The organism is Geodermatophilus sp. SYSU D01186 (genome assembly GCF_054050215.1).
This window is the reverse complement of sequence record NZ_JBJGYW010000051.1, coordinates 1-21540: the sequence shown is the minus strand read 5'-3', so window position 1 is coordinate 21540 and position 21540 is coordinate 1. Positions and strand designations below refer to the sequence as shown.

The window sequence follows — 21540 nt, the reverse complement described above, 5'->3', positions numbered from 1 at the left end:
CGTTAGCGTGGGACACGAGACCTCCGAGCATTCGGGCGTGGCGTCAGCACCCACACCTTCGCTCGGAGGTCTCCTCGTTGGATCAGGCCTCGGCGCCGTCAACAACGCTCATGGGCAGTACAGCTAGCCGAGCAGTTGGGCGACGGTGTAGATGACCAGGCCGGCCAGGCCGCCGACCACGGTGCCGTTGACGCGGATCCACTGCAGGTCACGGCCGACCTGCAGCTCGATCCGGCGGCTGGTCTCCTCGGTGTCCCAGCGGGCCACCGTCCCGCCCACCAGGTCGGCCAGGTCGCCGGAGAACCGCTCGACCAGCGAGCCGGCGATGGTGTGCGCCCGCCGCTGGACCAGCTCGCGCACCGTCGGGTCGGTCTGCAGCAGCCGCGCGCCGTCGCGGATGAGCGCGGCGACCCGGGTGCGCAGGACCGAGTCCGGGTCCGCGGCGGCGGCGAGGACGGCGTTCTTCAGGTTGCTCCACAGCGACCCCGACCAGCTCCGGACGGCGGGGTGCTCGAGCAGCTCCTTCTTCAGCTCCTCGACGTGGCCCGCGGTCGCCGGGTCGGTGCGCAGCGCGTGCACGTAGGCCCGCAGCCGGGCGTCGTAGTCCCGCCGCAGCTCGTGGCGGGGGTCCTCGCCGACCTCCTCGAGGAAGCCCTGGACGGCGGCGAAGACCCGGTCGAACACGCGGTCGTCGACCCAGTCGGGCACCCACGCGGGGGAGGCGTCGCCCAGCTGGGCGCGGAAGACGACCCGGTTGTCCTCGAGGAAGCGGGCCAGCCCCCGCAGCGCGGCCGAGAGCACCTCCTGGTGGCGGTCGCCGTCGACGACCAGCTCCAGGGCGCGGGCCACCACGGGAGCGGCGGGGGTGGCGTGCAGCTTGCGGTCGACGAGGGCGGCGACGGCGGGCTGCAGGTCCTCGTCCCTGAGCAGGTCGGCCACCGAGTGCAGCACCGCCGAGGCGTCCCCGGCCAGCCGCTCGGCCCGTCCGGGGGCGGCGAGGAAGGCGCCGAGCCGGCCCGGGACGTCGACCGTGGTCAGCTTCTCCTCGACCACCGCGCGGGTCAGGAAGTTCTCCTGGACGAACGCGCCGAGGCTGGCGCCGATCTGGTCCTTCTTGCGCGGGATGATCGCCGTGTGTGGGATCGGCAGCCGCAGCGGGTGCCGGAACAGCGCGGTGACGGCGAACCAGTCGGCCAGCGCCCCCACCATCGAGGCCTCGGCGGTCGCCCGGACGTAGCCGACCCATGCCCCGGTCTCGGGTCCCAAGAGGACGCAGATGACGAAGACGGCCGCGGCGGCGAGGAAGAGCCCCGTGGCCAGCCGCTTCATCCGGGCGAGGTCGCGTGCCCGCTCCGGGTCGTCGAGGGAGCGGGCGAACGGGGCGGTCGGGGGGGGGGGGGGGGGGGGGGGGCGGGGGGCGGGCGCCCCCCCCCCCCCCCCCCCCCCCAGCCTAGGCACCCCGCCGCCGTCCCCGTCCACGGGCAGGTCAGCCCGTGGTGCTGCCGAGCGTCACGTCGACCGTGTCGGTCTGCTGGCCGCGCTGCACCGTCAGGCTCACCCGGTCTCCCGGCGTCCCGCTGCGGACCACGGCGGTCAGCTCGGTGGAGGTGGTGACCACCCGGTCGCCGACGGCGGTGATGACGTCGCCGGCCTGCAGCCCGGCGTCGGCCGCGGGGGTGCCGGGCTCGACCCGGACGACCTGCGCGCCGGTGCCGATCTCGCTGTTGCCGTCGGCGGCCGCGGTCTGCGCGCTGACGCCGAGGTAGGTCGTCTCCGCGGAGCCGTTCTGGATGATCTCCTCGGCGATCCGGTGGGCGGTGTTGCCGGGGATGGCGAAGCCGACCCCGATGCTGCCGCTCTTCGACTGCCCGCCGGGGCCGCCGGAGGCCACCGTGGCGATCGCGGTGTTGATGCCGATGACCTCACCGGCGCCGTTGACCAGCGCGCCGCCGGAGTTGCCCGGGTTGATCGCCGCGTCGGTCTGCAGCGCGTCGATGACCGTGGCGTCGCCCTCGGTGGAGCCGGTGGCCACGGCCCGGCCGGTGGCGCTGATGATCCCGTCGGTCACGGTGTCCGACAGGCCCAGCGGGGCGCCGATCGCGACCGCCAGGTCGCCGACCTGGACGTCGTCGGAGTCGGCGAAGGTGGCGGGGGTCAGGTTCGAGACGCCGTCCACGTCGAGCACCGCGACGTCGTAGACGGCGTTGGTGCCGACGACGGTCGCGTCGTGCAGCGTGCCGTCGGAGGTGCGCACCGAGACCGTGGCCTGCCCGCCGGAGCCGTCGAGGCTCACCACGTGGTTGTTGGTGAGCACGTAGCCGTCGTCGGTGAGCACGACCCCGGAGCCGCTGCCGGAGCCCGACGCGCCGGTGACGTAGACCGTCACCACGCTGGGGGCCGCCTTGGCCGCCGCGGCGGTGACCGCGGTGGCCGTCTCCGGGTTGGTGATCGTGACGTTCTGGGCGGCGACCGACCCGCCGCCGCCGTCCGGGCCGTCGGCGAGGACGGCGACGCCGGCACCGGCGCCACCACCGATCAGGGCGCCGGCGACCAGGCCGGCGATGCCCATCCGCCAGCTGCCGGAGCGCCGGCCCCGCTCGGGGGCGGGCCCGGCCGGGGGGAACTGCGCGGTGCCGTCCGGGCCGCCCGGGCCGCCGGGCTGGCCGGGGACCGGCTGCCCGGCGGGCGGGTAGCCCACGCCGGGGTACGCGGCGCCGTGCTGCGGTGCGGCCGGCTGGCCGGGGCCGGGGTGCGTCGCGGTGTGCGTGGCGCCTGGCTGTCCTCCGGCCGGCTGCGCCGGCACCGGCGGCTGCCACGCCGACGGGGGCGCCCACGTGCCGGGCGCCGGGCGGGGGGTGCCGTAGTCGCTCACTGTCCGAGTCCTCCTCACGAGCAGCGGTCCGCTGCCCTCGCAGACCACTGTCGGCCCCGCTGCTGCCCCGCTGCTGGTGACTCGCTGTGAGGTCGCTGGACGTCGCTACCGGGGGACGTCGGCCAGCAGCCGGCCCCGCGCGACGAGTTCGGTCACCGTCCACACGGCCACGACCTGCGCGGCGAGCAGGCCGACGAGCACCAGGAGCTGGGCGGCGCCGGCCTCCAGCGGGCTGCCACCGCCGAGCAGGACGCCGACGAACGCGCCCGGGAGTGTGACCAGTCCCACGGTGCGGGTCTGGTCCAGCGGCGGGACGAGGGCGGTCGAGGCGGCGGGGCGGCCGATCTCGAGGACGGCGTCCCGCCGCAGCAGGCCAAGCGCCAGTGCCGCCTCCACCTCGCCGCGCCGGGAGGTGAGCTCCTCCCGCAGCCGGCGGCCGGCCAGCGAGGTCGCCGTCATCGCGCCCCCGATGAGGATGCCGGCGATCGGGATCACCGCCTCGCCGCGCAGCGGCACGCTGCCGCTGACCAGCACCAGGGCGATCACCGGCGCCGCCCCGACCGCCACCGGCAGGGCGGCGGTGCCCACCCGGCGCAGCGCGCCGGGCGCGCGGACCGGCAGCCCGGTGGCCCGGCCCGCCGCCGTGGCCGCCGCGACGCCGAGCATCAGCAGCACGAAGGCCACCGACAGCGGCAGCGAGCCGACCACGGCCAGCAGGACGGCGGAGACGACGCCGAGCTGCACCGTCGCCCGCAGCGCGGCCACGACGACCGGCCGGTCCTGGCCGAGACCCGAGACCCGGCCCGCCACGGCCGCCAGGGCGGTGAGCAGGCCGAGGACCACGGCCAGCCGGGGGCCGAGGTCGACGACGGAGGAACCCACGGGCGCCGATCCTGCCCGGCGGGTGCCTGCTGGTAGACACGGCCACCACCGTGCGTGCAAGCCGCCTGTTATCTGGGTAGGGGCGGCTCGGGTCGCTGCTCGGGGGCGGCGCCCGCCCCTGTGTCCGGCCTGCGTCCTGGAGGCTGCCCCGTGCCCATCCGCGGACCTCTCGCCCGTCTCCTGCTGGGGGTCGGCCTCGTCGCCGCCACCGGCTTCGTCGTGGTCGGTGGCCTCGCGCTGCCCCCGACGGGTCTGGCCGCCATCGGTATCGCCGCGGTGGTCTCCGGGTGCCTCGCGGCCGGCATCGTGCGGGAGTCCTCCCACCAGGACCGTCGCAGGACGGTGGCGGCCGCGTGGCAGGCGGCCGTGGCCACCGTCGTGGTGCTCCTCGTGCTCTCCGGCACCGCGGCGCTCGGCGGCGCCCTCCTCACGCTGCTGGTCGCGGGCGTCGGCGTCACGGCCGGCCTCACGGTGTGGATGGTGCGCAGCCGACCCCCGGTGCGCCGGGTGCAGCCGCCCGGGCCGCCCGTGGTGATGTCGTCGCCGGTGACGGCGCTGTCCACCGGCGACCTGGGCCGCGAGTGGGTCCGGACGACCGCCGCGCTGGCCGGTCCCCTCGACGCGGCGGCCCGGCAGGCGATCGTGGCCCGCCGCCAGGAGACCCTCGACGAGTTGGAGCGCCGTGACCCGGCCGGGTTCGCCCGCTGGATGGCGGCCGTCCCGCTACCGGGCAGCGACCCCGCCGTCCACCTCCGGCACGGCGACCCGGCCGCCTGAACCGTCACGGGCGCCGCCGTCCACCAGAGCTCCACCGCCGGCCGGTCCGCCGCCTCCGGCGTCCCGCCCGTCCTCACCCGGCCGGGCGGCCGTCGTCCGCCGTCGGCGGGCCTCGAACTGCCGGCGCAGCGCCTCGGCGCGTTCCTGGCACGCGCGGGCGTCTGCCTGCAGTTCGGCTGCGCGACGCCACGCACGCTCGCCGGCGGCGCGATCGACCCACGTCGCCCCCGGTCGGTGTCGCCCTGCCGGCGGCCGGACCTCCACCATCGCACCCACCCCGTTCCCTCGCGGCACCCGCCACGTGCCGGCCCGAGTGGGGCGCCCACCGGCTGGAGCGCCGTCCCGCACCTGCGCACGGACCACGGAACGACCCAGCTCCGGCGGCGTCCAGCACCGGGCGTGCACCACTGCGCGTGGCGGGGGCTCCGCTTCGCGGACCGGGGCCCCGGTGGTCCTGCGGTGCCGCTGCGGGTCTCGCGGTGGTGCACCACCGCAAGGGCGCGCACGACACCGCGGGAGCAGACCCGGCCGGCGTCCCGACCGTGCCGCCGGGGATGTCCCCTGCGGTGTCCTTATCCTGGGTGCCGGGGTCCGTCCCCGTGACCCGCCGGCGTGGCGCAACTGGTAGCGCACCCGACTTGTAATCGGGCGGTTAGGGGTTCGAGTCCCCTCGTCGGCTCACGCACCGGCGGCGGGGGTGCCGCTGGGCACCCCCACCGCCGGCCGGCGTCAGCGGTCCGGGTGCCCGGAGGAGCCGCCGCCGGCCGCCCCGCCGGCGCCCGGGTCCGCTGCGGGCGGGGCGCCGGGCAGGGTCTCGGCCTGGGCGAACCACAGCGCCGCGTGGGCCGCGCCGTCCCCGAGCTGGCCCAGTGCCTCCAGGTTGACGTTCGCGATGTCGTCGCAGGCCTGGTGGTAGCAGGCGTCGTACGCGACGCCCGCCGTCCCGCCGAAGAGCGCGACCTGCTCCTCGGTCTTGACCCCCTCAGCGCCGGAGAAGAGGCCGCCGGCCGGGATCCCCTGGGCGATGAACGGCCCGTAGTCCGACCGGCCGTTGAACGCGCTCGGCGCGGTCGCCAGGCCCACGGAGGCGAAGTGGTCGAGGAAGACCCGCTCGATGTCGGCACTGCCCGCCGGCCCGGCCGTGGGGGTGTCCGAGGCGTCCCCGTCGTAGACGAAGCGGGCGAAGTTGGGGCTGCCCAGCATGTCGAAGTTCAGGTTCAGGGCGATGTCGGCCCGTTGCTGCTCGGTCAGGCCCGCGACGTAGTGCGTGGAGCCCAGCAGGCCGGACTCCTCGGCGCCCCAGAACGCGAAGCGGACGGCGTTGCGCGGCTCGATGCCGAGCTCGGCGAACTGCTCGGCGATCTCCAGGACGGTGGCCGACCCGGTGCCGTTGTCGTTGATGCCGGGGCCGGCGGTCACCGAGTCCAGGTGGGCGCCGACGACGACGACCTCGTCGGTGCGGCCGGTCCGGGTGTCGGCGAGGTAGTTGGAGGTGGTGCGCTGCTCGGACACGGTCGAGGTGGTGATGTCCGCGCGCACCTCGCCGGCGCCCAGGAGGGTGGTCAACTCCTCGCCGACGGCGTAGCTGGTGCCGACCACCGGGATGGCCGCCTCCGCGGGCAGCGGGCCGCCGAGCGTGCCCTGCAGCACCTCGGTGCGGCCCTGCTGGCCCTCGTTGAAGATGATCAGCGCGCTCGCCCCCGCGGCCGCCGCCACGGTGGCCTTCTCCCCGAAGGTGCAGGTGCCGCGCTGGACCAGCGCGATGTTGCCGGGCACGAAGCCGGCGTAGTCCTCGGCCTGGCAGCCGGCGGTCGAGCTGTTGGGCTCCGGCGGCGGCGGGACCAGGTTGTCGGTCACCGCCTGCACGGGGGCCGAGGCGGTGCCCGAGCCCGAGTACTGGGCGACGGCGAAGTCCTCCGCCGTGTAGGCCCGCTCGGTGGGCGCCGTGCGCACGAACGTCGCCGGGGCGGTCTGCTCGAAGTAGGGGAAGGCGAACTCCTGCTCGGTCACCCGGTAGCCGGCGTCCAGGAGGCGGTCGGCGACGTAGTCGCCGGAGGCGTCGAACCCGGGCGTGCCGCTGGCGCGGGTGCCGTCGTTGTCCTTGGCGATCTGCTGGAACGCCTCGAGGTGCTCGGCGACCCCCTCCACGGTGACCGCGTCGCGCAGCGCGGAGGTGTCCGGCCCGTCGGCGGCCCCGGCGGGCGAGGCGACGAGCGCGGGGGAGACGAGGGCGAGCAGGACCGGTGCGGCGCAGCGGCGCCGGAGGGATGGGTGCACGGAGGCTCCTCTGTCCGGGGCGGGTCGGAACGGCGTTCCGCAGCCACCAGCACCATCCGTGACCCACGTCACGTCCGTCAACCGGGTGGCCCTCAGGCCAGCCGCACCTCGCCGCCGGTCACGACCACGTCGACGGGGGCCAGCGGGACGGTGGCCGGACCCTGCAGCACCCCGCCGTCGACCGGGTCGAACGCGGAACCGTGGCAGGGGCAGACCAGCCGGCCGCCGCGGGTCGGGCGCACCGTGCAGCCCTGGTGCGGGCACTCGGCGTCGTACGCGGCCACCGCGTCCCCGGCGCGCACCAGCAGCACGTGGCGGTCGCCCAGGGCCAGCTCCAGGGCGCCCTCCTCGGGCACCTCCTCCAGCCGCGCCAGGACGGTGCCGCTGCCCGTGTCGGCCACCGCGCGGGCCTCGGCTCCTCCGCACGCGGCCAGCGCGAGGACGCCGAGGCCGGCGCCGGTGGCGGTGAGGAGGGTGCGGCGGGACGGGCAGGCGGGCGGGCTCACCACGGGATCGTCCCCCACGCGGCCGGCGGGCCTGGTCAGTCGAAGCTGCCGGCGCCGTCCCGGCGGTAGGGGGAGCGGCGCTCCCGCTGCTCCCGCTCGGCGCGCTCGGCGCGCAACCTCGCCGCCGTCCCGGCCGGGTAGCCGGCCTTGGCCACCCGGTGCTCGATGGTCTCGGTCATGAAGGCGAGGGAGAAGAACAACCCGAGCAGCAGGCCGCCGGCCGCGGCCGAGAGCCGGTAGGCCAGCGGCACCGCCACCACCGTCAGGCAGAGGAGGAGCACCGGCAGCAGCTGGACGAGGGCGCGGGTGAGGTGGCGGCGGACCCAGCCCCGCTCGGTGGTGTCGGCGAGGACCCACGGCGCCAGCTCCGCGGGCAGCCCGGCCCCGAGCGCGTACCGCACCCACTGCAGCGGGGTGGGGCGGCGCTGGGTGGACCGGATGGGCACACCTCGACGGTAGGCCTCGGCGGCGTTGCCGGGGACTTGTGGCCAGGAGCACACTGCTCCCGCCGTCTCGCCCGGGGAGGTCCCGTGCACATCACCCAGCTGCTACGCCGCAAGGGCGCCCACGTCGCCACCGTCGAGGCCTCCGCCAGCATCCGCACGGCGCTCGCGCTGCTCGCCGAGCACGGCGTCGGTGCCCTCGTCGTCTCCGCCGACGGGCGCTCCGTCGACGGCATCGTGTCCGAGCGCGACGTCGTCCGCGCCCTGCACGAGCGCGGGGCCGGACTGCTCACCGACCCCGTCTCCAGCGTCATGACCGCCGACGTGCACACCTGCGCCCCGGGAGCCGGGGTCGAGGAACTCGCCCGCACCATGACCGACCACCGCGTCCGCCACGTGCCGGTCGTCGACGGCGGCCGGCTCGTGGGCATCGTGTCCATCGGGGACGTCGTCAAGGCGCGCCTGGACGAGCTGGAGAACGAGCGCGCCCAGCTCGTCGACTACATCCAGACCTCCTGAGGGCTGCCGCACCGCGGGCGGCCCCCGGCGTACGGTTCCCCGGTGGACGAGCGGCGTTCGGGGGTCGCCTCCGGGCTGGCCGCCTACGGCATGTGGGGGCTGTTCCCCCTGTACTTCCCCCTGCTGGAGCCGGCCGGCGGGCTGGAGATCGTGGCGCACCGCGTGCTGTGGTCGCTGCTGTTCGTCGCCGGCCTGCTGACCGTCGTCGGCCGCTGGTCGCACGTCCGTGCGGTGTCCACCGACCGGCGCTCGCTGCTGGTGCTGCTCGGCGCGGCGCTGCTGATCGCCGTCAACTGGCTGGTGTTCGTCTACGCGGTCAACTCCGGCCACGTCGTCGAGACCTCGCTCGGCTACTTCATCAACCCGCTGGTCAGCGTCCTGCTCGGGGTCGTCGTGTTCAGCGAGCGGCTGCGGCCGCTGCAGTGGACGGCGGTCGGCATCGCCGCGGTCGCGGTGGCCGTGCTCACCGTCGACTACGGGCGCCCGCCGTGGATCGCCTTGGCCCTGGCGGTCAGCTTCGGCCTCTACGGGCTGATGAAGAAGGTGGTCCGGGTGGAGGCGGCGCCCGGGCTGTTCGTGGAGACGGCGCTGGTCGCCGTCCCGGCGGCGGTGGTGCTCGCCGTCCTGCACGCGCAGGGGGAGGGGACCGCCGGCTCCGCGGGCGTCGGCCACCTGCTGCTGCTGATGAGCTCGGGGGTCGCGACCGCGATCCCGCTGCTGCTGTTCGCCGCGGCCACCCGCCGCATCCCGCTGTCGACGGTGGGGCTGCTGCAGTACGTCACGCCGCTGATGCAGCTGGCGATCGGCGTGTTCGTCTACCACGAGCCGATGCCGCCGGCCCGGCTCGCGGGCTTCGTCATCGTCTGGATCGCCCTGGCCGTGTTCACCGTCGACAGCCTCCGGCAGGCCCGCGCGGGCAGCCGCCGGCGGGCCGCCGAGGCGGCGGTCGCACCGGTCTGACGGCGCGCCGGTCCGGGTCCCGGGATGTCGGTGGGCGGGGCTACCGTCGAGTTCTCACCACCACCGGAGAAGGACGTCCGATGTCTGCCGAACCAGCTCCCGCGGTCTCCCCGCCGGGGGGCGAGGTGCCGCCCCCTCCCACACCCGAAGCGCCTCCCACGGAGCCGGCGCCGGTCCCCGCCGGCGCCCTGACCCGGCGCGAGCACGAGATGCTGACCTTCGAGCGGCAGTGGTGGCGACGGCCCGGTGCCAAGGAGACGGCGATCCGAGAGCGGTTCGGGCTCGCGCCGACGCGCTACTACCAGGTGCTCAACGCCCTGGTCGACCGGCCCGCCGCGCTGGAGGCCGATCCCCTGCTCGTCCGCCGCCTGCGCCGGCTGCGGGACGCACGGGGACAGCGTCGTTCGTCCCACGTCCTGGGCAACAGGGGCTCCGCCGTTTAGATTTGGTCACCGTGGGCAGGCACGCCGCGTCAGGCAGTGACATATCGGACCGGGGGACCGCCCCGGTCCCCCACGGGCGACGCCGTACGGACGGCCCGCCACCCCCGGTGGCGGCCGAGCCGGACCTGAGCGACCACCCCACGACGCCGGGCCGCAGCCGCGCCGACCGCCGGCGTGAGGGCCTCCTCGACGCAGGGGAGGACCCGGGCCGCCGCCGCCCGCCGTCCCGGCCGCTGCCCACGGCGGCGGCTGCTGCCCCGGGTGTCACCCCTCCGGCCTCCGGCCGCCCCGCGGCCGCCCCGTTCTCCGGCCGTCCCGCGGCCGCCCCGGCCTCCGGCCGTCCCGCGGCTCCGCCGGCGTCCGGGCGTCCCGGCGGCGGCCCGGTCGTCGGCCGGCCCGCCGCCCCTCCGGCCGCCACCCGGTCCGCTGCCCCCCTTGCCGGCCGGTCCGCCGCCGCGCCGGCCGGTCCTCCCGCCGCACCGCTCCCGGGTCCGGCCGCGGGACGCTCCGGCGCCACCCCCGCGGCGGCGCGCGCAGCGGCCCCGGCGCGTCCGGTGCCCCCGCCGGCCCGCCCCCGGCCGGCCGAGCCGGCGCCGGAGACCCGCGTGCGGCTGCCCCTGCCGCCGGCGGCGTCGGCACCCGCCGCCCCCGCGGCGCCGCGCACCACGGTCGCGCCGTTCCAGGCGGTCCCCCGGCCCGACCCCTCCCCGGACGAGCCGGCGTCCCCGGCCGGCCGGCCGCGTGAGGAGCGGGCGGAGCGCCGTCCCGCCGCGCCGACCGGCCACCCCGCCGACGCCGACCCCGTCGAGCCGTCGTCCCCGCGGCCGTCCCGGGGCGACCGGCCGGCCGCGGCCTCCGGCCCGTCCGACGCCGCGCCCGGCTACCGCGACTGGACCAGCCCGTCCCGCACCCGGGACGCCGCACCGCCGCCGGCCACCGAGGCCATCCCCGACCGGAACCCGGTCCGGGAGCAGGCCGGGAGCGGGGCCGGCCGGACCCCCGCGCCGGCCACCGAGGCCATCCCCGACCGCAACGCCGACCGTCGCGACCGGGCCGACGACGAGCGTGGCCCGCAGGCCGACACCGACCGCCACCGGGGCCCGGACACCGGCACCGACACCGGTGTGGTGGGCGGCCGGGCCGCCTTCCGCGCCGAGCGTCAGGCCGCCGAGGCCGAGCGCCGCAAGGCCGCCCGCCGCAGCGGCGGCGGGTCGACCGCCGCCCGCCTCGACGACGCCGACGGCGAGGGCCGCCGCGGCTCGGGGGTGCGCCGCGCCGCCGCCGGTCTGCTCGCCGTGGCCGTCGTGGCGCTGCTCGTGCTCGGCGTCTACTCCTTCGCGGGCTCGGACCCGCAGGAGACCTCGACCGACCGGACCGCCTCGGCCGCCCCCTCGTCGACGGCCGCCCCCGCCGCGCCGAGCTCGGCCCTCCCGCCGCTGGAGGTCGCGCCGCTGCCGCCGGCCGACGCCGCCCCGGCCGATCCGGTGCGCGCCCCCGTCACGGTCCTCAACGCCACGGGCGTCACCGGCCTGGCCGCCGACGTCGCCGCGGCGCTCGGGGCGCAGGGCTGGGAGTCGCCGGGGGTGGGGCAGTACCAGGGCGGCGACGTCGCGGTCACCACCGTCTACTTCACCAAGGGCGACGGGACCCAGCGGCAGGCCGCCGTCCAGCTGGTCGAGCAGTTCCCGCAGATCACCGGGCCGGTGGAGCGCTTCTTCGAGGTGCCGGACGTCGCCGTCCCCGGCCTGGTGGTGGTCACCACCGGCGAGTGGCGGCCCTGAGGCGGCTGCGCGGCGCGCCGTCCCGGAACACCGGGACGCCACCGTCCGTTGGCCGCTCCGTGCGTCCCCTCCGCGGGCCCGCGCGTCCCCGCCCGCGCTCCGGCGCCCGCGTGACGCTCGCCGCCCTGCTCACCCCGCTGCTCTCCGGCATCCTGCTCGTCGCCGCACCGGCCGCGCCGGCCGCCGCGGCGGAGGACGTCAGCACCGAGGAGGCGCGGGTCCCCTCGGGCGCGGGTGCGGACGCCGTCGAGCTCGACACCACCGTCTACGTGCCGGCCTCCGCGACCGCGGACGAGCCCGCGCCGGCCGTCGTCCTCGCGCACGGCTTCGGCGGCAGCAAGGACTCCGTCGCCGACGACGCCCGCGACCTCGCCGGCCGGGGCTACGTCGTCCTCACGTACTCCGCGCGCGGGTTCGGGGCCAGCACCGGCCAGATCGGGCTGAACGACCCGCGCTTCGAGGTCGCCGACCTCTCCACGCTGCTCGACCGGCTGGCCGAGCGCGACGACGTCCTCCTCGACGGGGACGGCGACCCGCGCGTCGGCGTCGCGGGCGGTTCCTACGGCGGGGCGCTGGCCCTGCTCGGCGCCGCCTACGACGACCGCGTCGACGCCATCGCCCCGCAGATCACCTGGAACTCCCTGACCACCGCGCTGTTCCCCTCGCAGGTCGGACAGGACGACGCCGGCACGGTCGCCGCCACCCCCGCCAGCACGGACGCCGGCGTGTTCAAGCGGGTCTGGGCCGGCCTGTTCTTCAGCATCGGCGGCGCCCCGTCCGGTGGCCTGGCCGCCGCGCTCGGCGGCGACGACGCGGCGGCGGACGGCGCCCCGGCGGACGCCGGGACGACGGCGCTGCCGGTGGACCCCGCCTCGGCCGACCCGGCCGCGGTGCAGCAGCTGCTGACCTGCGGGCGGTTCCGCGCCGACATCTGCGCCGCCTACCAGACTGCCGCGGCGACGGGCACGCTGACGCCGGAGATCGCCGCCGCGCTGGACCGCAGCAGCCCCGCGACCGTGCTCGACCGCATCGACGTGCCCACCCTGCTGGTGCAGGGCACCCGCGACTCGCTGTTCGGCCTCGACCAGGCCGACGCCAACGCCCGCGGCATCGCCGCCACCGGCGCCCCGGTCAAGGTCGTCTGGTACGCCGGCGGCCACGACGCGCAGGCATCGGAGCGCACGACCGAGCGGCTGCGCGAGCAGGTGGCCGGCTGGTTCGACCGGCACCTGCGCGACGGCGACGACCCCGCCCGCGGCCCCGACCCCGGCACCGGCTTCGAGTTCCCGGAGCCGACCGGCGTGGGCAGCGGCCTGACCGTCCAGGGCGGATCGCAGACCGTCACCGCCGACCGCTACCCGGGGCTGAGCGGCTCGGCCGCCGCCGACCGTCTCCCGGTCGCCCTGGACGGCGGCGTGCAGCCCGTCGTCACCCCGGCCGGCGGGTCGCCGTCGGCGCTGACCACCTACCCGGGGCTCGGTGCGGTGACCGCGGCGCTCGGCGGCACGACCATCGAGATCCCCGGCCAGGCCGCCGCCTTCGACAGCCGGCCGCTGGACGAGGCGGTGGAGGTCGTCGGCGCGGCCACCGTCGACCTCGCCGTCGCGGCGCCGTCGGGCACCGCCACGCTGTTCGCGAAGCTCTACGACGTCGGCCCGGACGGCGGCATGACGCTGCCGTCGGGGCTGGTCGCGCCGCTGGCGCTGACCGGCCTCTCGGCCGACCCCACCGCGCCGACCACGGTGCCGGTGACCCTGCCGGGGATCGTGCACCGCTTCGAGGCCGGGCACACGATGCGCCTGGTGGTCTCCTCCACCGACCAGGCGTTCGCCCTGCCGGCGGAGTCGGCCGTCTACTCGGTCGCGCTGGCCGGCGGGGACGGCGCGGCGCTCGCCGTCCCGCAGGTCCAGGCGCAGGCCGACGGCGTCGGCGGCACGTCGCGCTGGTGGGTGCTGCTGGGCGTGCTCGCGGGGCTCGGCCTGCTCGGCTGGGTGGCGGCGGTGCTGTGGGGCCGCCGCCGGCGCCGCCGCGTCTCGGCGGTCGAGCCCGACGGTGAGGACGTGCCACTGCGGTTCACCGGCGTCACCAAGGCCTACAAGGACGGCTTCGTCGCCGTCCGCGACCTCTCCTTCGAGGTGCGCCGCGGCCAGGTGCTCGGCCTGCTCGGCCCCAACGGCGCCGGCAAGACGACGTCGCTGCGCATGCTCATGGGCCTGATCCGGCCCACCGAGGGGCGGATCAGCGTCTTCGGCCACGCGGCCGGGCCCGGCGCGCCGGTGCTCTCCCGGCTGGGCTCCTTCGTCGAGGGCACCGGCCTGCAGCCGCACCTGTCCGGCCGGGACAACCTGCGCCTGTACTGGGCGGCCACCGGCCGGCCGGCGGAGGACGCGCACATGGAGGAGGCGATCGAGGTCGCCGGCCTCGGCGCGGCCATCGACCGCCCGGTCCGCCGCTACAGCCAGGGCATGCGCCAGCGGGTCGCGATCGCCCAGGCGATGCTCGGCCTGCCCGACCTGCTGGTGCTCGACGAACCGACCAACGGGCTGGACCCGCCCCAGATCCACGCCATGCGCGAGGTGCTGCGCTCCTACGCCGCGACCGGCCGCACGGTGATCGTCTCCAGCCACCTGCTCAGCGAGATCGAGCAGACCTGCAGCCACGTCGTCGTCATGGCCAAGGGGCAGAAGATCGCGCAGGGGACGGTCGAGGAGATCGTCGGCGTCGGTGGCGCGGTGCTCGTCGGCCTGGCCGACGACGCCGACACCGACCGGGCGATCGCCGCCCTGGAGGCGCTGCCCGGGGTGACCGCCGGCCGCACCGACGAGGGGCTGGTGGCCGAGCTGGACGGCACCAGCCGGGCACGGGCGCTGCAGGCCCTGGTGGCCGAGGGCATCGAGGTCGACCAGTTCACGCCGCGCCGTCGGCTCGAGGACGCCTTCCTGGCGCTGGTGGGGGAGTCATGACGACGCAGCGAGCGGCGGAGGACCTGGCCCGGTCGGCCGTCCCGGCCGAGGGCCACGTGCAGCCCACCGGGGCGGTGGCCGGCTACCGGCCCGAGCGCACCCTGCGGCTGTCGGTCGAGCTGCGGCGGCAGTTCAAGCGGCGGCGCACCATCGGCGTCCTCGCGCTCATGGTGGCGCTGCCGCTGGTCCTGATCGCCGCCCTGCAGCTGGGCGCCAGCGAGGAGGCCGCGGAGAACGACCGGCTCAACCTGGTCGACGTCGCCACGTCCAGCGGGCTGAACTTCACCCTGTTCGTGCTCTTCGCGACGACGAGCTTCTTCCTGGTCGTCGTCTACGCGCTGTTCTTCGGCGACACCGTGGCCGCCGAGGCGCAGTGGGGGTCGTTGCGCTACACGCTGGCCACCCCGGTGCCGCGCATGCGGCTGCTCCGGCAGAAGTGGTACGCGGCGCTGGTGCTGTCGGTCGGCGCCCTGCTGACCCTCGTCCTGGTCGGGCTGGTCGCCGGCGGCATCGCGTTCGGGTTCGAGGCCATCCAGACCCCGGTCGGGGTGACCCTGCCGCAGGGGGAGGGGCTCCTGCGGCTGGCCGGCATGGTCGGGTACCTCGCCGTCCACCTGCTGGTCGTGGGCACCCTGGCGTTCTGGTTCTCCACGATCACCGACGCCCCGCTGGCCGCCGTCGGGGGCGCGGTGTTCACGATGTTCGTCTTCGCGATCCTCGACCAGGTGGAGCAGCTGGGCTCGATCCGGGACTGGTTCCCCACGGCGGAGGAGTTCGCCTGGACCGACCTGCTGCAGACCCCGGTCGACTCGGGGGACCTCTTCCGCGGCGTCGTCCAGTCGCTGGTCTACGCGGCGGTCTTCACGGCGCTGGCCTTCCGCCACTTCGCCCGCCGCGACGTCACCTCCTGAGCGGAGGCTGGGAGCGCAGGAAACCTGCGCTCCCAGCCTCCGCTAGAGGCTCGCGCGGACGGCCTGGGCCCAGCCTTCGCCCATCGGCGCGTCGGTGACGGTCACGTTGGGGACGGCGGCCAGCAGGTCGGCCATCCCGTCGACCGTGGCCCCGTTCGCGGTGATCCACAACCGCTCCACCGCCGGCGCCATCTCCAGGTCGCTCACGCTGTCGCCGATCGCCACCGCGTCGGCGGGGGTGAGGCCGCGGCGCTCGAGGTCCCAGGCGATCGCCGCGCCCTTTGAGATGCCGCGCGGCATCAGGTGGTAGACCCGCGGCGGCAGCGCCTCGGGCGCCAGGGTCATGCGGCCCGTCGCCGGGATCGAGCCGTTGTCCTTCAGCGTCAGCCAGCCGGCTCCCATCGCGGCCAGCTCGGCGTCCACCGCCAGCGGGTCGACCCGGCCCCGCAGCAGCGCGTCGGTGCGGTGGGTGGTGTGCCAGGGCGCGTGCCACTCCAGCCGGCCGGCGTGGCGGGCCAGCAGCGTGTCGACCACGCCCAGCCGCTCCATCACGTCCATCGGGGCCTGGTCGGCGTACTCCGCGGGCAGGTCGCCGGTGAGGTGGTGCACGCTGCGCCCGGCGTCCCAGCTGACCACCGAGCCGAGCTCGGCGATCGCGCCGTCCGCGGCGAAGATCCGCGCCGCCTCCACGACCTGCTCGTAGGTCCGCCCGCTCACCAGCACCAACTCCACCCCGGCGCGGTGCAGGTCGAGCAGCGCGGTGGCCGGCGAGGCGGTGAGGTCGCGGCTCGCGGTGTGCCAGAAGGAGCCCCGCGGGCCGACCATCGTGCCGTCGAGGTCGGTGTAGACGACGCGCGTGCTCACCGGCCCATCCTGGCCCGGCCCCCTGGGGCGCTGCCCACGTGGGTAGAGTCGACGGCGTTCCACTCATCCAGAGGGGCAGAGGGACACGGCCCGACGAAGCCCCGGCAACCGCCGTCTGTGCGCTCGCACAGCGGAAGGTGCCAATTCCGTCCCACCCGGCTCGACGGCCCGGGGTGGGGAAGATGAGGAGGTAGTCGTCGCATGACCCTGACCGCTCCCGGTTCCGTCCAGGCCGACTCGTCCGGCGGTGGCCCGATCCCGCAGAACCCCGCCCGCGGGCTGGTGTGTCGCAACTGCGGCGCCACCTTCGGCCTGATCGCCGAGCACGCCTGCGCCGAGTGCTTCGGCCCGCTCGAGGTCGACTACGACCCGGCGGTGATGCGGGCGGTCACCCGGGAGCAGATCGAGGCCGGCCCGCAGAACATCTGGCGCTACGTCGCCCTGCTGCCGGTGGGCCACGACCCGGCCTCGCGCGTCTCGCTGGACCCGGGCCTGACCCCGCTGGTGCGCGCCGACCGGCTCGCCGCCGAGCTGGGCCTCACCGGCGGGCTCTGGGTGAAGGACGACTCCGCCAACCCCACTCACTCGTTCAAGGACCGCGTGGTCAGCCTCGCCGCCACCGCCGCCAAGAAGCTGGGCTACACCAAGATCGCCGCTGCCTCCACGGGCAACCTGGCCAACTCGGTCGCCGCGCACGCCGCCCGCGTGGGGCTGCCCTCGTTCGTCTTCATCCCCGCCGACCTGGAGCCGGGCAAGGTGGTGCAGTCCGCCGTCTACGGCCAGACGCTGGTCGCCGTCGAGGGCTCCTACGACGACGTCAACCGGCTGACCAGCGAGCTCGCCGAGACCGACGAGTTCGAGGACACCGCGTTCGTCAACCAGAACGTCCGGCCCTACTACGCCGAGGGCTCCAAGACGATGGGGTACGAGATCGCCGAGCAGCTCGGCTGGCGGATCCCGGCCCAGGTGGTCATCCCCATGGCGTCCGGGTCGCTGTTGACCAAGGTGGACAAGGCCTTCCGCGAGCTCACCGCCGCCGGCATCGTCGAGGCCTCCGAGTGGACGATCTTCGGCGCCCAGTCGGCCGGCTGCGACCCGATCGCCACCGCCTTCGACAACGGGTGGGACGTCGTCAAGCCGGTGAAGCCGACCGGCATCGCGAAGTCGCTGAACATCGGCAACCCCGCCGACGGCCCCTACGCCCTCGACGCCATCCGCCGCACCGGCGGATCGGTGGGCCGGGTCGGTGACGAGCAGATCGTCCAGGGCATCCGCGACCTGGCCCGCACCACCGGCGTCTTCGCCGAGACCGCCGGCGGGGTCACCGTCGCGGTGCTGCGCCAGCTGGTCGAGGACGGCCGGCTGGACCCGGCCAAGGAGACCGTCGTCCTCAACACCGGCGAGGGCCTCAAGACCCTCGACCCGCTCGAGCCGGTGGTGGGGCCGACGCACGTCGTCGAGCCCTCGCTGAAGTCGGTGCGGGCCGCGGGCCTCATCGGCTGACCGCGTAGGGTCGGCACCGTCCGGGTCGGTGGGTGTCCCCCGATCCGGGGTGACGCGTGCGTGAGTTTGCTCTCACCACGCGTTTCGTGCTGTACGTTCTCCCGCGGTTTCAGTTCCACGTTCGTGTTCGGCGGGCGGAAGAGCTAGACCCGGCCTCCTGGTTCGCGGGGGTCGTCCGCACGCACGAAACGTGGGAGCACACGTGGCACAGGGCACCGTGAAGTGGTTCAACGCCGAGAAGGGCTTCGGCTTCATCGCCGTCGACGGCGGCCAGGACGTCTTCGTCCACTACTCGGCCATCCAGATGGACGGGTACAAGAGCCTCGACGAGGGCCAGCGGGTCACCTTCGAGGTCGTCCAGGGCGAGAAGGGTCCGCAGGCCGACGCCGTCCGCGTCGCCTGAGAACCACCGCGAGACACACGGAGGCCCGGTCACCCTGCGGGGGGACCGGGCCTCCGTCGTCCTCCCGGATCCGCGGGAACAGCGGCCTCCTCCCCACCCGTTCTTGCACTCGGCAGGGGCGAGTGCCAGACTCTCGATTGGCACTCGACAGTGCCGAGTGCCAATCAGGTCGGATGCGGTGAGGCGCTGGTGCGCGGGCCGACGGAGTGCCCGCACCACCGGTGTCGTCCGTCGCGGGCGCCGAACCCGGCCGTGCAGCGATCCATGCATGGAGGACATCACCACATGGCCAAGATGATCGCCTTCGAGGAAGAGGCTCGCCGCGGCCTCGAGCGGGGCATGAACACCCTCGCCGACGCCGTCAAGGTGACCCTCGGCCCCAAGGGCCGCAACGTCGTCCTCGAGAAGAAGTGGGGTGCCCCCACCATCACCAACGATGGTGTGAGCATCGCCAAGGAGATCGAGCTCGAGGACCCGTGGGAGAAGATCGGCGCCGAGCTGGTCAAGGAGGTCGCCAAGAAGACCGACGACGTCGCCGGTGACGGCACCACCACCGCCACCGTGCTGGCCCAGGCGCTCGTCCGCGAGGGTCTGCGCAACGTCGCCGCCGGCGCCAACCCGATGGCCCTGAAGAAGGGCATCGAGAAGGCCGTCGAGTCGGTCACCGAGTACCTCCTCTCGACCGCCAAGGACGTCGAGACCAAGGAGCAGATCGCCGCCACCGCGTCGATCTCCGCCGCTGACCCGGCCATCGGCGAGCTCATCGCCGAGGCGATGGACAAGGTCGGCAAGGAAGGCGTCATCACCGTCGAGGAGAGCAACACCTTCGGGCTCGAGCTCGAGCTCACCGAGGGCATGCGCTTCGACAAGGGCTACATCTCGCCCTACTTCGTCACCGACGCCGAGCGCATGGAGGCCGTCCTCGACGACCCGTACGTGCTCGTCGTCAACAGCAAGATCAGCTCGGTGAAGGACCTGCTCCCGCTGCTGGAGAAGGTCATGCAGTCGGGCAAGCCGCTGGCGATCATCGCCGAGGACGTCGAGGGCGAGGCCCTGGCGACCCTGGTGGTCAACAAGATCCGCGGCACCTTCAAGTCCCTCGCGGTGAAGGCCCCCGGCTTCGGTGACCGCCGCAAGGCCATGCTGACCGACATCGCCATCCTCACCGGGGGCCAGGTCATCAGCGAGGAGGTCGGCCTCAAGCTGGAGTCCGCCGGCACCGAGCTGCTGGGCCGCGCCCGCAAGGTCGTCGTCACCAAGGACGAGACGACGATCGTCGAGGGCGCCGGCGACAGCGACCAGATCGCCGGCCGGGTCAACCAGATCCGCGCCGAGATCGAGAAGTCGGACTCCGACTACGACCGCGAGAAGCTGCAGGAGCGCCTGGCCAAGCTGGCCGGTGGCGTCGCCGTCATCAAGGCCGGTGCCGCGACCGAGGTCGAGCTCAAGGAGCGCAAGCACCGCATCGAGGACGCGGTGCGCAACGCCAAGGCCGCCGTCGAGGAGGGCATCGTCGCCGGTGGTGGCGTCGCCCTGGCGCAGGCCACCGCCGTCGCGTTCGACAAGCTCGAGCTCGAGGGTGACGAGGCCACCGGTGCCAACATCGTGCGCGTCGCGCTCGAGGCGCCGCTGAAGCAGATCGCCGTCAACGCCGGCCTCGAGGGTGGCGTCGTCGCGGAGAAGGTGCGCAACTCCGACACCGGCTGGGGCCTCAACGCCGCCTCCGGCGAGTACGTGGACCTGGTCGCCAACGGGATCATCGACCCCGCCAAGGTGACCCGCTCGGCGCTGCAGAACGCCGCCTCCATCGCGGCGCTCTTCCTCACCACCGAGGCCGTCATCGCCGACAAGCCGGAGAAGGCCGCTCCGGCCATGCCGGGCGCCGACGGCGGCATGGGCGGCATGGACTTCTGAGTCCCGCCCTCGCGTAGTACCAGCACTGCCCGGCAGGGGCGGTCCGCTTCGGCGGGCCGCCCCTGTCGGCGTTCCGGACCGCCTGTGGAACCCACGAGATCGCCGATCTCGTGGGTCCGGTGGGGCTGATCGCCACGAGATCGCCGATCTCGCGGAGGGGGCCTCAGCCTTCCGCGGCGAAGCAGCAGAACTCGTTGCCCTCCGGGTCGGCGAGCACGTCCCACGCGACCTCGTCGTCCTTGGCCCGCAGCAGGGTGGCGCCGGCGGCCACGAGGGCGGCGGTGTCGCCGACGACGTCCAGGTGCATGCGGTTCTTGACCGTCTTCGCCTCGGGCACCGGGTTGAGCCAGATGACCGGCCCCGCGCCGGTGGGGTCGGCGATGGGCACCGGCCACTCCGGGGGCCGCGGCGACCGGTAGTCCCCGGGCTGGAGGTCGGCCAGCCGCACGTAGCCCAGGGCGGCACACCACCAGTCGGCCTGGGCCTGGTGGTCGCGGGCGTCGAGGCAGAGGTCCTTGAGACGGGCGGGTGCGTCGGCCATGACCGCGCAGGGTAGGCGGCTGTCCGTGGCGGTGGTCATCGGGACGTCGGGCTGGCAGTACCGCGACTGGCGTGGGCGCTTCTACCCGCCGAAGCTGCCCCAGCGCCTGTGGCTGGAGCACTACGCCGAGTTCTTCGCGACGGTGGAGAGCAACAACGCCTTCTACCGGCTGCCCGAGCACGCCACCTTCGTCGCCTGGCGGGAGCGCACCCCGCCGGACTTCCGGTGGGCGGTCAAGGCCAGCCGGTTCCTCACCCACGTCAAGCGACTGCGCGAGCCGGAGGAGCCGGTGGCCCGGCTGATGGCCCGCGCCGAGGGCCTGGAGCACCGCCTGGACACGGTCCTGCTGCAGCTGCCGCCCACGCTGAGGGCCGACCCCGACCTGCTGCGGGAGTGCCTCGCGCAGTTCCCCGCCGGCACGCGGGTCGCCGTCGAGCCGCGGCACGACAGCTGGTGGACCGACGAGGTCCGTGCCCTCCTGGAGCGCTACGGGGCCGCGCTGTGCTGGGCCGACCGAGACGAGCAGCCGGTGACGCCGCTGTGGCGCACCACCGACTGGGGGTACCTGCGGTTCCACACCGGCGTGGAGGACTGGCGCTACCGGCCCGGCACGCTGCAGCTGTGGGCCGACCGCCTGGCCGCCACCTGGGGCCCGGACGACGACGTCCTCGTGTACTTCAACAACGACCCCGGCGGGGCGGCGACCATCGACGCCGTCCACTTCGCCGAGGCGGTCCGCCGGGCCGGGGGGACGCCGACCCGCGTGCCCACCGCCGACCAGGCCCTCGGCACCGCCTGGGATCCGGACCAGCGGACGCCGGGCCTGCCCGCGCCGGCCCAGCCGAGGCCGGGCACCTAGCTGTACTGCCCATGAGCGTTGTTGACGGCGCCGAGGCCTGATCCAACGAGGAGACCTCCGAGCGAAGGTGTGGGTGCTGACGCCACGCCCGAATGCTCGGAGGTCTCGTGTCCCACGCTAAC

Annotated in this window: 19 protein-coding genes, 1 tRNA gene and 1 riboswitch; of the genes, 12 read left to right on the top strand and 8 right to left on the bottom strand. The window is 75.4% G+C overall.

Going from position 1 to position 21540, the window contains the following annotated elements; genetic code table 11:
- Positions 1-123: 123 nt before the first annotated feature.
- The 3 genes from ACI784_RS23805 to ACI784_RS23795 all read right to left on the bottom strand — a co-directional run bounded on the left by ACI784_RS23805 (position 124) and on the right by ACI784_RS23795 (position 3754).
- Complete coding sequence (locus ACI784_RS23805) at positions 124-1329, bottom strand: DUF445 domain-containing protein (protein ID WP_456925890.1); 1206 nt, start codon at positions 1327-1329, stop codon at positions 124-126.
- Between the two features lie 157 nt (positions 1330-1486).
- Positions 1487-2872, bottom strand: a complete 1386-nt coding sequence (locus ACI784_RS23800; RefSeq protein ID WP_457015165.1) for a trypsin-like peptidase domain-containing protein — start codon at positions 2870-2872, stop codon at positions 1487-1489.
- Positions 2873-2977: 105 nt separating this feature from the next.
- Positions 2978-3754 carry an ABC transporter permease gene (locus ACI784_RS23795; protein ID WP_457015164.1) on the bottom strand — a complete coding sequence of 259 codons (777 nt, stop codon included), beginning with the start codon at positions 3752-3754 and terminating at the stop codon, positions 2978-2980.
- Between the two features lie 150 nt (positions 3755-3904).
- On the opposite strand from ACI784_RS23795, the gene ACI784_RS23790 reads away from it, so the two are divergent.
- Positions 3905-4531 (top strand): hypothetical protein, encoded by a 627-nt coding sequence (locus ACI784_RS23790; RefSeq protein WP_457015163.1) that lies wholly within the window; start codon positions 3905-3907, stop codon positions 4529-4531.
- 606 nt (positions 4532-5137) lie between these two features.
- Positions 5138-5210 (top strand) — tRNA-Thr (locus ACI784_RS23785).
- Positions 5211-5260: 50 nt separating this feature from the next.
- On the opposite strand, the gene ACI784_RS23780 is transcribed toward ACI784_RS23785, so the two are convergent.
- The 3 genes from ACI784_RS23780 to ACI784_RS23770 all read right to left on the bottom strand — a co-directional run bounded on the left by ACI784_RS23780 (position 5261) and on the right by ACI784_RS23770 (position 7760).
- Positions 5261-6808, bottom strand: a complete 1548-nt coding sequence (locus ACI784_RS23780; RefSeq protein ID WP_457015162.1) for a M20/M25/M40 family metallo-hydrolase — start codon at positions 6806-6808, stop codon at positions 5261-5263.
- Between the two features lie 92 nt (positions 6809-6900).
- A complete protein-coding gene (locus tag ACI784_RS23775; protein WP_456923216.1) occupies positions 6901-7314 on the bottom strand; it encodes a Rieske (2Fe-2S) protein in 414 nt (137 codons plus the stop codon).
- 35 nt (positions 7315-7349) lie between these two features.
- Positions 7350-7760, bottom strand: a complete 411-nt coding sequence (locus ACI784_RS23770; RefSeq protein WP_456923217.1) for a DUF5313 family protein — start codon at positions 7758-7760, stop codon at positions 7350-7352.
- A gap of 84 nt (positions 7761-7844) precedes the next feature.
- Between ACI784_RS23770 and ACI784_RS23765 the strand changes: the two genes are divergently transcribed.
- From ACI784_RS23765 to ACI784_RS23740, 6 genes are all read left to right on the top strand, one after another.
- A complete protein-coding gene (locus tag ACI784_RS23765) occupies positions 7845-8276 on the top strand; it encodes a CBS domain-containing protein (RefSeq protein ID WP_456923218.1) in 432 nt (143 codons plus the stop codon).
- Positions 8277-8318: 42 nt separating this feature from the next.
- Positions 8319-9236, top strand: a complete 918-nt coding sequence (rarD, locus tag ACI784_RS23760; RefSeq protein WP_456923219.1) for an EamA family transporter RarD — start codon at positions 8319-8321, stop codon at positions 9234-9236.
- Positions 9237-9316: 80 nt separating this feature from the next.
- Entirely contained in the window at positions 9317-9679 is a 363-nt protein-coding gene (locus tag ACI784_RS23755; protein ID WP_456923220.1) for a DUF3263 domain-containing protein, read from the top strand.
- 605 nt (positions 9680-10284) lie between these two features.
- Positions 10285-11460, top strand: coding sequence for a LytR C-terminal domain-containing protein (locus ACI784_RS23750; protein WP_457015161.1), 1176 nt, complete (start codon positions 10285-10287; stop codon positions 11458-11460).
- A 110-nt stretch (positions 11461-11570) separates the two neighbouring features.
- On the top strand, positions 11571-14423 hold the full coding sequence (locus ACI784_RS23745; protein ID WP_457015160.1) for an alpha/beta fold hydrolase: 2853 nt from the start codon (positions 11571-11573) through the stop codon (positions 14421-14423).
- A complete protein-coding gene (locus tag ACI784_RS23740; protein ID WP_457015159.1) occupies positions 14420-15334 on the top strand; it encodes an ABC transporter permease in 915 nt (304 codons plus the stop codon). Before ACI784_RS23745 ends, ACI784_RS23740 begins: the two co-directional genes overlap by 4 nt.
- Before the next feature lie 42 nt (positions 15335-15376).
- Here the strand turns inward: ACI784_RS23740 and ACI784_RS23735 are convergent, their stop codons facing one another.
- On the bottom strand, positions 15377-16198 hold the full coding sequence (locus tag ACI784_RS23735; RefSeq protein WP_456923224.1) for an HAD family hydrolase: 822 nt from the start codon (positions 16196-16198) through the stop codon (positions 15377-15379).
- Between the two features lie 60 nt (positions 16199-16258).
- Positions 16259-16387, top strand: a riboswitch (SAM riboswitch).
- A 12-nt stretch (positions 16388-16399) separates the two neighbouring features.
- On the opposite strand from ACI784_RS23735, the gene thrC reads away from it, so the two are divergent.
- The 3 genes from thrC (at position 16400) to groL (ending at position 20018) form a co-directional block, all read left to right on the top strand.
- Entirely contained in the window at positions 16400-17701 is a 1302-nt protein-coding gene (thrC, locus tag ACI784_RS23730) for a threonine synthase (protein ID WP_456923225.1), read from the top strand.
- Between the two features lie 202 nt (positions 17702-17903).
- Positions 17904-18104: a cold-shock protein gene (locus ACI784_RS23725; RefSeq protein ID WP_091218572.1), complete on the top strand. Its 201-nt coding sequence runs from the start codon at positions 17904-17906 to the stop codon at positions 18102-18104.
- Positions 18105-18389: 285 nt separating this feature from the next.
- Entirely contained in the window at positions 18390-20018 is a 1629-nt protein-coding gene (groL, locus tag ACI784_RS23720) for a chaperonin GroEL (RefSeq protein ID WP_456923226.1), read from the top strand.
- Positions 20019-20181: 163 nt separating this feature from the next.
- On the opposite strand, the gene ACI784_RS23715 is transcribed toward groL, so the two are convergent.
- Positions 20182-20559 (bottom strand): VOC family protein, encoded by a 378-nt coding sequence (locus ACI784_RS23715; RefSeq protein WP_456923227.1) that lies wholly within the window; start codon positions 20557-20559, stop codon positions 20182-20184.
- On the opposite strand from ACI784_RS23715, the gene ACI784_RS23710 reads away from it, so the two are divergent.
- Positions 20558-21418: a DUF72 domain-containing protein gene (locus ACI784_RS23710; RefSeq protein WP_457015158.1), complete on the top strand. Its 861-nt coding sequence runs from the start codon at positions 20558-20560 to the stop codon at positions 21416-21418. The two genes, ACI784_RS23715 and ACI784_RS23710, sit on opposite strands and share 2 nt — an antisense overlap.
- Positions 21419-21540 lie beyond the last annotated feature (122 nt).